General features: G+C 70.4%; 11 protein-coding genes. 4 read left to right on the plus strand and 7 right to left on the minus strand.

Features of this window, described 5'->3' with window-relative positions; translation table 11 throughout:
- The coding region (locus ACFWGZ_RS34805; RefSeq protein WP_382455835.1) for a dihydroxy-acid dehydratase at nucleotides 1–308 on the plus strand (308 nt) is incomplete at its 5' end.
- Here ACFWGZ_RS34805 and ACFWGZ_RS34810 read toward each other — a convergent pair.
- On the minus strand, nucleotides 295–513 hold the full coding sequence (locus tag ACFWGZ_RS34810; RefSeq protein ID WP_382455836.1) for a hypothetical protein: 219 nt from the start codon (nucleotides 511–513) through the stop codon (nucleotides 295–297). The two genes, ACFWGZ_RS34805 and ACFWGZ_RS34810, sit on opposite strands and share 14 nt — an antisense overlap.
- A gap of 461 nt (nucleotides 514–974) precedes the next feature.
- Here ACFWGZ_RS34810 and eda point away from each other — a divergent pair, with 461 nt between their 5' ends.
- Nucleotides 975–1,598, plus strand: coding sequence for a bifunctional 4-hydroxy-2-oxoglutarate aldolase/2-dehydro-3-deoxy-phosphogluconate aldolase (eda, locus tag ACFWGZ_RS34815; RefSeq protein ID WP_382455845.1), 624 nt, complete (start codon nucleotides 975–977; stop codon nucleotides 1,596–1,598).
- Nucleotides 1,599–1,644: 46 nt separating this feature from the next.
- Here the strand turns inward: eda and ACFWGZ_RS34820 are convergent, their stop codons facing one another.
- The 3 genes from ACFWGZ_RS34820 to ACFWGZ_RS34830 form a co-directional block, all read right to left on the minus strand.
- The gene (locus tag ACFWGZ_RS34820; RefSeq protein ID WP_382455837.1) at nucleotides 1,645–4,173 is read right to left on the minus strand and encodes a BREX system ATP-binding domain-containing protein; all 2,529 of its coding nucleotides are present in this window, start codon (nucleotides 4,171–4,173) and stop codon (nucleotides 1,645–1,647) included.
- Nucleotides 4,174–4,406: 233 nt separating this feature from the next.
- Nucleotides 4,407–4,811: an anti-sigma factor family protein gene (locus ACFWGZ_RS34825; RefSeq protein WP_382455838.1), complete on the minus strand. Its 405-nt coding sequence runs from the start codon at nucleotides 4,809–4,811 to the stop codon at nucleotides 4,407–4,409.
- Between the two features lie 4 nt (nucleotides 4,812–4,815).
- Complete coding sequence (locus tag ACFWGZ_RS34830; RefSeq protein ID WP_382455839.1) at nucleotides 4,816–5,343, minus strand: sigma-70 family RNA polymerase sigma factor; 528 nt, start codon at nucleotides 5,341–5,343, stop codon at nucleotides 4,816–4,818.
- Nucleotides 5,344–5,603: 260 nt separating this feature from the next.
- Here ACFWGZ_RS34830 and ACFWGZ_RS34835 point away from each other — a divergent pair, with 260 nt between their 5' ends.
- A complete protein-coding gene (locus ACFWGZ_RS34835; RefSeq protein ID WP_382455840.1) occupies nucleotides 5,604–6,833 on the plus strand; it encodes a DUF4142 domain-containing protein in 1,230 nt (409 codons plus the stop codon).
- Here the strand turns inward: ACFWGZ_RS34835 and ACFWGZ_RS34840 are convergent.
- From ACFWGZ_RS34840 to ACFWGZ_RS34850, 3 genes are read right to left on the minus strand one after another with little or no spacing between them, the layout of a single operon-like run.
- Nucleotides 6,830–7,954, minus strand: coding sequence for an AAA family ATPase (locus ACFWGZ_RS34840; RefSeq protein ID WP_382455841.1), 1,125 nt, complete (start codon nucleotides 7,952–7,954; stop codon nucleotides 6,830–6,832). The genes ACFWGZ_RS34835 and ACFWGZ_RS34840 overlap by 4 nt on opposite strands.
- Complete coding sequence (locus tag ACFWGZ_RS34845; protein WP_382455842.1) at nucleotides 7,947–8,714, minus strand: RNA ligase family protein; 768 nt, start codon at nucleotides 8,712–8,714, stop codon at nucleotides 7,947–7,949. Before ACFWGZ_RS34845 ends, ACFWGZ_RS34840 begins: the two co-directional genes overlap by 8 nt.
- A 42-nt stretch (nucleotides 8,715–8,756) precedes the next feature.
- Nucleotides 8,757–9,521, minus strand: coding sequence for a hypothetical protein (locus tag ACFWGZ_RS34850; protein ID WP_382455843.1), 765 nt, complete (start codon nucleotides 9,519–9,521; stop codon nucleotides 8,757–8,759).
- Between the two features lie 186 nt (nucleotides 9,522–9,707).
- On the opposite strand from ACFWGZ_RS34850, the gene ACFWGZ_RS34855 reads away from it, so the two are divergent.
- Complete coding sequence (locus tag ACFWGZ_RS34855; protein WP_382455844.1) at nucleotides 9,708–10,508, plus strand: serine protease; 801 nt, start codon at nucleotides 9,708–9,710, stop codon at nucleotides 10,506–10,508.
- Nucleotides 10,509–10,534 lie beyond the last annotated feature (26 nt).

The raw sequence follows: 10,534 nt of genomic DNA on the forward strand, positions 1-10,534 counted from the left end.
CCTCGGGCAAGATCCCGGCGGCCATCCAGTTGACCCCGGAGGCCGCCGTGGGAGGCCCGCTCGGCCGGGTCCGCGACGGCGACGTCGTCCGCCTGGACGCCACCGCCGGGACGCTCGAGGTCCGGGTGCCCGCGGAGGAGCTGGCGTCCCGGCCGCTGGTCGACTTCCCGCCGGCGAGCCACGAGTGGGCGGGCACGGGCCGCGAGCTGTTCGCGGCGCTGCGCCGCACGGTCGGGCCCGCCGACCGCGGCGCCACGGTGTTCGGCCCCATCACCGCCGACCACTTCGCTCCGGTCACACACCACTGACCGGCCTGGCCAGGCAATATATTGGTTGGTGACGTCGCTCGGCTGCCCGGTCCGCGACGACCGCGTCGGCCGGCGAGGTCGTCGCGGTGTGGCGGCTCGGGTGGTCGAAGTCGTCGCAGTGCGGCGGCAGGTCCGACGAAGTCGTCGCGACAGATTGACGAGGTCGTCGCCACAGGACGGCCAGTTCGACGAGGTCGTCGCGCATGGTTGACGAAGTCGTCGCCATGCGACGGTGTCGCCGACGAAGTCGTCGCAGCTTGGCCGACGAAGTCGTCGTCACGCGGCGGTGCCGTCGACGAAGTCGTTGCAGCGTGGTTGACGAAGTCGTCGCCACACGGCGATGTCGTTGACGAGGTCGTCGCGGCATGGTCGACGACGTCGTCGTCACGCGGCAGTGCCGCCGACGAAGTCGTCGCGGCTCGGCCGACGAGGTCGTCGCCACATGGCGACGTCATCGACGAAGACGTCGCCTCACGGCTGACGAAGTCGTCGCACACAGTGGTGTGTTCGACGCAATCGTCGCCCCAGGGCGGCGTGCACGACGAAGTCGTCGCGACCACGACGCCGTCGACAAGACGGCAGCACGGCCGCGATATGCGATATATCGGTTTGGGATCTTCCAGATGTGCAAGGAGTGCGCTCGTGACCAACGGTGACAGTCTCCGGGTGACCACCGGGGCGGACCTGCTCGCGCTGTCCCCCGTCATCCCCGTCGTCGTGGTCGACGACGCCGACCACGCGGTGCCGCTCGCCCAGGCCCTGCTGCGCGGTGGCGTCCGCGTCATCGAACTCACGCTGCGCACCCCGGCCGCGCTCGCCGCGATCGAGAACGTCGCGCGGGAGGTGCCGGAGATCGTGATCGGCGCGGGCACCGTGACGGCGCCGGAGCACGCCGAGCAGGCCGCGAAGGCCGGGGCGGCGTTCCTCGTCACGCCCGGCACGACCGACCGCGTCCTCGACGCCGCCGACGCGACCGGGCTGCCGTACCTGCCGGGCGCGGCGACGGTGTCGGAGGTGCTGCGGCTGGCCGAGCGCGGGCTGGACGCGCTGAAGTTCTTCCCGGCCGAGGCGGCGGGCGGTGTCGACTACCTCAAGTCGATCGGCGGGCCGGTGCCGCACGTGCGGTTCTGCCCGACCGGCGGCATCACCCCGCAGACCGCGCCGAACTACCTCGCGCTCGCGAACGTCGGGTGCGTCGGCGGGTCGTGGCTCGCTCCCAAGGACGCCCTGCAGGCCGGCGACTGGGACCGCGTCGAGGCGCTCGCCCGCGAAGCCTCCCAGCTCGGCTGAAAGTCCCAGCCCGTCCGAAAGTCCCAGCTCGGCTGAAAATCCCGGCTCAGGACCACAGGGCCGCGACGAGCTCGGCACGGCCGTTGATGCCGAGCTTGCGGTAGGCGCTCGACAGGTGCAGCTCCACCGTGCGGCGGGTCAGGTGCAGGGTCTCGGCGATCTGCCGGTTCGTGAGCCCCTGCACCGCCATCCGCGCGACGCGGTTCTCCTGCTTGGTGAGGCCCTGCACCTGGTCGCCGCCGCCGTCGACCTCGTCGCCCGCGAGCTTGGCCAGCGGGTGCGCGCGCAGGTGCCTGGCCAGTTCGAACGCCTGCCGCAGGTGCGTGGCCGCCGCGTCGGCGCGGCCCTTGCGGCGCAGGTGGTGGCCGAGCCAGTACACCGACTGCGCGTGCAGCAGCCGGTGCGGTGACGACGCGAGGAGCTGTTCGGCCTCGGCGAGCACGTCGACGTCGTCGGTGCTGATGCCGACGCTCATCAGCGCGGTCCCGACGACGCGCGGGGAACCCCACCGCTTCGCCAGGTCGAGCTCCTCGTGGGCGAGGCGGGCGGCGTCGTCGCGGTTGCCCAGCGCCAGATGCGCGCGCACGGCGTGGTGGCGCCACGGGATCAGCGCGGGGCCGGGCATCTCCCGGGCGAGGAGCCGCCGGCCCACCTCCAGCAGGTTCTCCAGCGCGCCCTCGGCGTGGCAGGAGGCGAGTTCGAGGCGGCCGCGGGCGTAGAGGACGTTGATGTGCTGCACCAGGTCGCCGTCCTCGGCGACGAGCGGCGCCACCTCGTCGAACTGCCCGAGCTCGATGCACACCTCGGCGAGCTTCGCCTTGGCGAGCAGCACCGCGGGGCAGTTCTCGCCGCCGGTCTTCACCGGCGAGGACAGGAACGTGTAGGCGCGGGCGAGGTCGCCGCCGTGGTGGAACTCGGTGCCGCGGGCGATCATGCTCAGCATCCCGCGGCGCAGGTGCGGGTCGTGCGAGACGCCCGCGCTGCTCAGCGAGAGCCAGTACTTGCTGCTGTGCCGCGGGTCGTCGGCGAGCACCGGCAGCAGGAACGTGAAGAGGTACGGCTCGGCGACGAGGTCGACGTGCTCGCCGTCGAGCGCCCGCAGCGCGTGCTCGACGGCCTCGGCGGACGACCCTCCGTCGCGGGCGGTGCCGACCGCGAGCAATGCCGACCGGACCCGCTGCAGATCCGGGTCCTCGGGCACGTCGCGAATCAGGTCGTCGTAGTACTTGCCCGCGCAGTTGGCCATCTGCGCGTCGCGGTTCGCGGCGACGAGGTAGGTGGTGCAGACGATGGTCCAGACCAGGTCGCGGTCCTCTGGCAGGAGCCGGGCGATCACGAGGATCGCGATGGACGCGGCGAAGTAGGCGTCCGAGCCGGTGCACATCCGCTGGATCAACGACAGCGCCACGTTCGCGGCGAGGTGCGGGTCCTCGCAGCGGGCCAGGGCGTCGCGGACGCGGTCACGGCCCCGCGAGCGGTCGGCGAGGTGTTCGAGGTGGCCGAGCTCGACCTCGATCGCGAGGCGGTCCTCTTCGGACAGGTGCTCGTCGAGCGCGCGTTCGAGGTGTTCGACGCCGCCTGCCTCACGCAACACGTCGACGGCCCACGGCAAGCGGACCGACCTGGCCTTCAGGACGTGGCCCGCGACGTGGTGGGCGGGAGCGTCCGCGGCGAACAGCAGCCGGGCCGCGCGGGCGTGCGCGGCGGAGCGGACCGCGAGCGGCATGTCGGCGAGAATGCTGTTGCGCACGAACGGATGCCGGAACGTGAGCGGGTCGGTGTCGGCGAGCACGCCGAGGCGGACGAGCGTGTCGACGGCGGGCAGCGCGTCGAAGCCGGTGAGCGACGACAGCAGCTCGAGCCCCGCGTCACCGCCCAGCACGGCGGCGGAGCGCGCGACTTCGGCGGCACCGGTGTGCTCGCGCAGGCGCATGCCGATCATCTCGCCGACCGCGGCCGATCCCTCGCCCTCCTCGCGCAGCAGGGCGTGCAGCAGGTGGGGGTTGCCGCCGGTGAGTTCGTGACAGCGTCCGGGATCGCGGTCGGTCAACCGGGCGATCGTGTCGACGCCGAGCCCGTCGAGCTCGATGCGCACCGGGTGGGCGCCGGTGATCTCGGGCAGCGTCACCTCGTCGGTGACGAGATGGCCCCGCGACGCCCCGAACGCGAGGACGACCGGCAGGTGCTCCAGCCGCGGGCGCAGGTAGGCGAGCGCGCGCTTGGAGAACGTGTCGGCGACCTGCACGTCGTCCACGACCACCAGGGTCGGGCTCTGGCGCGCGGAGTCCGCGGCGCGCGTGCAGAGCGCTTCGAGGTCGTGCTCGTCGGAGAGGAACGGCGCGAGCTGGCGCACCACCGCTCCGGGCAGGTGGCTTTCGAGCCGGGCGCTCTTGGCGAGGCGCACGGCGAACCCGCGCTCACGCGCCTGGGCGGCGAACGCGTCGAGCAGTGCCGTCTTGCCGATGCCGAACTCGCCGGTCACGACGACGCACGAGCCGGTTCCCCGTGCCGCGTCGTCCAGCAGGCGCCCCAGCGCCGAGAGCTCCGCGTCCCGGCCGAGCAGTGGAGATGTCATCTCTGTCCACTCCTGCCTTCGGTACCGAGAGGACCGCAGGTCGAAGGTTCCGGTCTTCCTTCGGTGCCGACCGTAGAGACCTGCGCTTCGTGGTCGGGCAAACTTACCCACAGGTAACGGTCGACGGAACTGCGAGCGGGTCGCAGTGGTGAGCGGGAGCGAGCGATGATCTTCGCCGGGCTGGTGCGCGAGTGGCTGCGCCTCGCCTGCCTGCTCACGGCCTCCGCCGGGGCTCAGATGCTCCCGAGCTGCGGGAACGGCTCGGCGCGAGTGGGCTCCGCGCGCGTGAGCGTGCCGAGGTCGACCGGGTTGTCGGTGTGCGAGGACAACGACTCCACAACAGACAGCACCGCCGTGATGGCCACGACGACGCCCGTCGCCACCACCAGGATGCCGCGCGTGACGCGGAACGGTGCCCGGACGCCGTCGTGCAGCGCGGGACGCAGCACCGGCGCGAACGCACCGAAGTCGGCCGCGTCGCGCCGGCAGCCCTCGCACCCGGTCAGGTGCCGGGAGAAGCGCACGTGCTCGGCGGGGTCGAGCACTCCGAGCACGTAGGCGGCGACATCGCCGCACGGGCCATCACCTGCCGGACCCTCGTCGTCCGGCCGGTCGTGGCGTGGTCGTCGGATCGCCATCCCGTCAGCTCCTGTCTTGCAGCGCCCGGCGGATCGTGTGCATCGCCTTGTAGAGCCGGGACTTGACTGTTCCCTCCGGCACCCCCAGGACCAGCGCGGCCTGCTTCACCGTCCGGCCCATGACATACGTTTCATAAATAGCCGAACGATGCTCATCACTCAATTGGCGCACCACGTCGGTGATGACCATTACGGAAAGTGTCTCCTCGGTGCCGTCCGGAGATTCGGCGATGTCCGGGCGAAGCAATTCGACTTCCTGCGGACGCGCCTGCCGGCTGCGCCATCCGTCGATCACGATGCGCCGCGCGACGGTGCAGAGCCAGCCGCGCAACATGCCCGGTTCGCGGACCAGGTTCGCGGAGTTCTGCCACGCCCTGATCAACGTCTCCTGAACGACGTCCTCCGTCCACTGGCGGTCGTAGTTGGTCAGCGACAGGACCTGCGCGAACAGCGCCCGCTGGAACTGCCCGTAGAGCAGCGTGAGCAATTCATCATCCTGCCGGGCTCGTGCGACCGTGCCCTGATCAACCATGAAGCTCGCGACCTCCCGGATTTCGGCGACGTGTTCGCTTCGGGCGGCAGACCCCGGCGACTCGTTGGCCGAGCTTGGAATCGAGCAGAGACTACCCCGCGAACACGAAAAGTTCTCGGGTACGTAAATCGACGGCGAATGGTTCGCGGAAGTTGTTGTGACTCACATCACAGCATAACCCGAAGCTTCTTCGTGAACCCCGATCCCACCTGCGCGTATCACCTTCGAAGACAGCTCGATCACGGGAGGGAACGGGCACTATGCGTCACCACTCCGGCACGCTGGGACAGCAGGCCGCGCTGTTCGTCACGTTGTCAGTGGTATTTCTGGGGGCTTTCCTCGGGTGGATCCCGGCGAATGCGCAGTCGGACGAGCTGCAACCGTCGGACCGTTCTTTCCTGGTGTCCCTGCGCCAGGCGAACTCCTGGATCGTACCGGTGAGCAAAGAGGCGCCTGCCCGGACGACGAATGCAGGGATCGACAACGCGGGACGGGAAATCTTCGAGGGACACTCACGACTCGACGTCGATCTCCTCAAACTCGCCGGTGATCTCGGAGTGGTGCTCCCGAACGACGCGAGCAGTGAACACCAGTCACTCATCAACGAAATGGCGGAACGCACCGGCGAAAACCACGACCGCGCCTATGCGACGATCGTCCGCCAAACCCAGGGCAGCCTTCTGGTCATGGCCACGCAAACGCGGACCACGACCCAGAACACCTCGATCCGCTTTCTCGCGCACCAGGCACTGCAAATGATGATCCGCACGATGACCGTGCTGGAGAACACCGGTTTCGTCGACCCGTCCGCATTCGAGGCGGTGACGGCCAAGGCGCAGGTGAACGCGGTCCGGGTCGTCGGGCAGAACGTCGAGCCGGCGGACCGCGACGTGCTCGTCCAGCTCGCCCAGCACTCGCTCTGGCAGAAGCCGGCGAGCCGCGAGAGCTCCGACCGGGCGCGCGACGCGAAGGTCCGCAAGGTCGCGGGTCAGCTCGCCGCCGAGCACACGCAGCTCTCCCAGGCGGTGGCGACCGCCGCCCGGCAGCTCGGCGTCGACCTGCCGCAGGAGCCGACGACCGAGCAGAGGTCGTGGGCGAACGCCATCTCGTCGAGCTCGGGCGACGAGCTCGACCGCATGTTCACGAACCTGTCGCGCGCCGCCGACGGCTCGCTCGTGACCCAGGTCGCCCAGGTGCGCGCGACGACCAGGAACGTCGCCGCCCGCACCGCCGTGCAGACCGGCCTGTCCCTCCTGCTCAAGCACATGCAGCTGCTGGAGGGCACCGGGCTGGTGAAGTCGAACTCGCTGCAGATGACCGATGCCTCCGCCATCACCCGGCCGGCGCCGGACCCCAGCCCCGCGGCACAGCCCGAGAGGTCACCCGTGAACGTCGCCTTCCTCAGCGGCGTCGCCGTGCTGGTCGTCGCCGCCGCCGGAACCCTGTGGCTGGTCCGCGCCATCGGCCACCACGGCGAACACCGCCGCTAGCCCGGCGCCGAGGTGTCGACCCGCTCGACGACGTGCGCCTCGGTCGGGTCGACGGCCTCCCACTTGGCGACGAGCCGGTCGATGACGGCAGCAGGAACCGGCTCCGGGCGGGCGTTGTTGCGCGCGTGGACGACGTTCTTCGGCGCTTCGAGACCGACGAGCGTGACCCGCGCACGGTAGTCCGCGGCGAGCCCGATGCACCGCTCGCGCAGCTGGCGGGAGATGTTGGTCGCGTTCCAGACGAACCGCTCCCCCGCCCTCAGCAGCGCCCTGGCCTCCTCGAACGCTGCGGCCGCGACCGCGCGCTGGTCGCCGTCGGGGGCGATGCCGAGCCGGGAGCGCACCGCGTCGAGGCTGACCACGGGCCAGCCCGGCCGGTGCCGTGCGATCCAGTGGTCCTTGCCGACACCGGGCAGCCCGGACAGCACGGTCACCTCGACGCGCGTGTCGTCGTAGGCGGCGTAGGACGGGTCGCGGCCGGGCGTGCGGAAGTACTGGAAGCGGGCGTGGTCGGACGGGAACGCGCGCGGCCGGTCGAGGCAGTCGCGCTCGCGGCAGTACTCCTCGAACAGCGCGATGTTCTCCAGCACCGACTCGGCGTCGCCGCAGATCCGGCCGAGGATGTCGGCGCGGGCGAGCGTCGCGAGGTCGTCGTTGCGCGCGAGCAGGCTCACCCGGAACGCGATCCGGTCGAGGTCGGGGCGCTCGAGCGCCCAGAACGGCACCTGGTGGTGGCGCACGAGCGCGGCGACGTGCTCGCGCCACCGCACCGGGCGGTCCATCTCCCACAGCAGCCGCCGCACCAGCAGGCCTCCGGCGCGGGAGTGGCCGTGGGCGGTGATGCGGCCGTCGTCGACCTGCGTGCGGAACGGCTTGGCGACGTCGTGCATCAACACCGTCGCGAACAACCGCACGCGGTCCGCCTCCGGCCGGGCACGCCATTCCGGCAACGCGGCCAGCGCCTCGCACGCCATCCGCGTGTGCACGGAGACGTCGCCTTCGGCGTGGTGCACCGGGTCCTGGGGCACGCCCTCCAGGGCGCGCACCCACGCGAACGCCGAGCGGACGGCGTCCCAGTCGAGTGTCCACTCCGGACCGGAGGGGCAGAGCTCCTCAAACACGGGACACCACCCGGTTCGGCAGGATCGGCCGGTCCTGCCAGTGGCTGCCGGAGTCCAGCACCGCCGTGACGAACGTCGGCCGCACCCACTTGTAGCGCTCGACCGTGTGCCCGTCCTCCTCCACCTTGATGTAGAGGCCTTCCATGTCGTCGTCGGGATCCGTTTCCGCGACAACGACTTCCGGGTCCTGCCCCGCGGCCCGCGCCGCCTCGGCGAGCACGTCGCGCCACCCCTGGGTGCGGCAGGTGGAGGGGCCGATCAGCGCGGTCAGGTCCTTCAGCGTCCGCAGCGGCCCCTCGTGCAGCACCGGCACGGACACCACGGACGTGCCGTCGAGCACCCGGCGACGTTCCGGTGTGGACAGGAACTCCCCGGTCTCGCGGTCGAGCAGGTCGAACTCGCAGAAGTGGTGCGGCAGTGCGTCGTAGAACACGGTGTGCTTGGCGTACAACCATTCGCCGTAGAGCACGAACCGCGTGCCGAGCCGGTCCCAGAGCGCGCTCCGATGCGTGGCGGCCCACGCTTTCAGCGGTGCGAACTGCCGTTCGCGGGGACCACCGGTCAGGAAGTGGCCGCGCGACTGGAGTTTCAGCGCCCCGGCGGAGTCGAAGCTGATGCCCGCGTTGGCACCGTCGAGCTTCTCCTCGACGACCAGGTGCCGCCCCGCGATCGCGCGGAACGGCACCTGGTCGAGGTCCTCGTCGCCCGGTTGCAGGCGCGAGCCCTGCAGGTGCGGCGTTCGCGGGTACTTGCGCAACATGCCACCAGTTGTAACCCGCGCGCACTCCGGTGAGCGAACGGTTTACGCCTGGCCGACGAACGCCGCCTTGTCGGAGTTGAAGGTCGGTTCGAACACGAGCTGCATCTCGCCGGGCTGCGCGCCGACCGCGTAGGCGACCTCGAAGGTGTAGGTCTTGCCCGGCAGCACGGTCGCCGAGTCGAACGTGCTGTCGCACCCGCCGCTGCTGTCGAAGATCTTCGCGGCCTTCTGGCCGTTGAACTGCGCGTCGTCGGCGATCGACATGAGCGCGGTCTCGAACGCCGCGTTCGTGCCGTTGGTGACGGTGACCGTGAACTTCACCGCGCGGGTGATGTTCGACGGCATCGAGTACTGACCGGGCGTGCACGCCACCGGCGCGGCGACGTCGACCGCGAGGCCGTTCGCCCACGTGTACCGCTTGCCCCAGGTCGGGGTCTCCGCGGTCGCGTCCTGCTTCGCGTTCTCGCCGGGGACGCCGACCTGGCCCTGGTTCGTGCCGTCCTGCAGGGCCTTGTCGATCCCGTTGACGACCGCCTTCCCCATCAACGCGGCGAACGTGATCGCCAGGACGCACAGCACGACGCCGATCGCCGCGAGCACCTTGCGCGTGCCGAACAACGCGATGACGCCGAGCACCACACCGACGAGCGCGGCGATCGAGGTCAGGATGTTGAAGACGATGATCCACGAGCAGACGACACCGACGATGCCGAGGATGACCGCGGACCAGGCCAGTGCGCCGAACTTCGCGGGCTTCGGGGCCGCGACCTGAGGCTGGGGCTGAGCGTGCTGCGTCGGATAGGTCATCACGGCTCCCGGTTGCGAGGTGGTGACCACGACGTCGAAAGGTCCGCTTCCTCCGTTAACGACGTCCGGAACCTGCCACTCGATCGAGTGGCGCTGTGGGCAGCAGCCGACTTCCGAAGGTAGCGGGACGACTACGATCCGTAGAGGCTTGGCGCTGGATGCCACCCCTGAAAGGAACCCCTGCCCATGGCACGACGACTCGTCGGAACCCTGCTCGCGGCAATCGCCGCACTCGGCGTGACGACGGCACCCGCCCAGGCCGCCGTCGACTTCACCGGCATCGTGGCGCTCAACAACTGCTCGGGCTCGCTCGTCCGCCTGCCGGACTCCGCGCCCTCGGACAAGGCGCTCGTCCTCACGAACGGGCACTGCGTCGAACTGATGAAGCCCGGCCAGGTGATCGTCGACCGCACCGTGTCGCGCAGCTTCAGCCTGCTCAACGGTTCCGGCACGAAGATCGCGACGCTGGCGGGCACCAAGCTCGTCTACGCGACGATGACCGGCACCGACGCCGCGCTCTACCAGCTCGGCACGACCTACGGCGAGATCCAGAGCCGCTACGGCAGCCGTGCGCTGGAACTGTCCGCCTCCCACCCCGTGGCGGGCACCGACATCCGCGTCGTCTCCGGCTACTGGAAGCGGATCTACTCCTGCCGGATCGACGGCTTCGTGCACCAGATCAGGGAAGCCGACTGGACCTGGAGCGACTCGCTGCGCTACACGTCGGCGTGCAACACCATCGGCGGCACGTCCGGCTCGCCGATCGTCGACAACGCGAGCGGCAAGGTCGTCGGCGTCAACAACACCGGCAACGAGAGCGGCGGCCGCTGCACGATGAACAACCCGTGCGAGGTCGACGCCGCCGGCACCGTGACCGTCCGCAAGGGCATCAACTACGGCCAGCAGACGTTCGGCTTCGTGTCCTGCTTCGGTCCCGGCACGACGCTGAACCTCTCGCTGCCCGGCTGCGCGGTCGCGAAACCCTAGTCCCGCGCACGCGGAGGAAGCCGGGA

The organism is Lentzea sp. NPDC060358 (genome assembly GCF_042725365.1).
Taxonomy (GTDB): domain Bacteria; phylum Actinomycetota; class Actinomycetes; order Mycobacteriales; family Pseudonocardiaceae; genus Lentzea.